Genomic DNA, 638 nt, shown 5'->3' on the forward strand with positions numbered 1-638 from the left:
TCTCAGTCCCAGTGTGGCTGATCATCCTCTCAGAACAGCTAGGGATCGTCGCCTTGGTGAGCCATTACCTCACCAACTAGCTAATCCCACCTAGGTTCATCCAATCGCGGAAGGCCCGAAGGTCCCCTCCTTTCCCCCGTAGGGCGTATGCGGTATTAGCAGTCGTTTCCAACTGTTATCCCCCTCGACTGGGCAGATCCCTAGGCATTACTCACCCGTCCGCCGCTCGCCGGCAAAGATAGCAAGCTAYCTTCCCGCTGCCGCTCGACTTGCATGTGTTAGGCCTGCCGCCAGCGTTCAATCTGAGCCATGATCAAACTCTTCAATTAAAGTTTTGTTGCTTCCGTCTTGCGACTTCAGCGGCTCAATGAATTCTGATTTTTTGTTTCTAACTAAAGAAACAAACTGTACATATTACTATGAACACTCATTGTTACATTGATTTAAATTTTTGACTGCCAACCCGAAGGCTAAGCAGTTTCGATTAACTCAACACCTGTGAGTGTCCACACAGATTTCTTGTTTTATCTTGTTAAAGAGCGTTGACCACATACCGTTGCCGGCGGGTCGTGCTGATGCTTCATCAGCTCAGGGTCGTGCATTTTACGCATTTCCCGTTTCGCGTCAAGGAGTATTTT

1 rRNA gene is annotated in these 638 nt (G+C 48.7%); it reads right to left on the reverse strand.

The features are described from left to right. Window positions 1–329 (reverse strand): 16S ribosomal RNA (locus tag L5M17_RS23030); the annotation flags it as partial. Window positions 330–638 lie beyond the last annotated feature (309 nt).

The organism is Shewanella sp. SW24, assembly GCF_025653395.1.
GTDB lineage: Bacteria > Pseudomonadota > Gammaproteobacteria > Enterobacterales > Shewanellaceae > Shewanella > Shewanella oncorhynchi.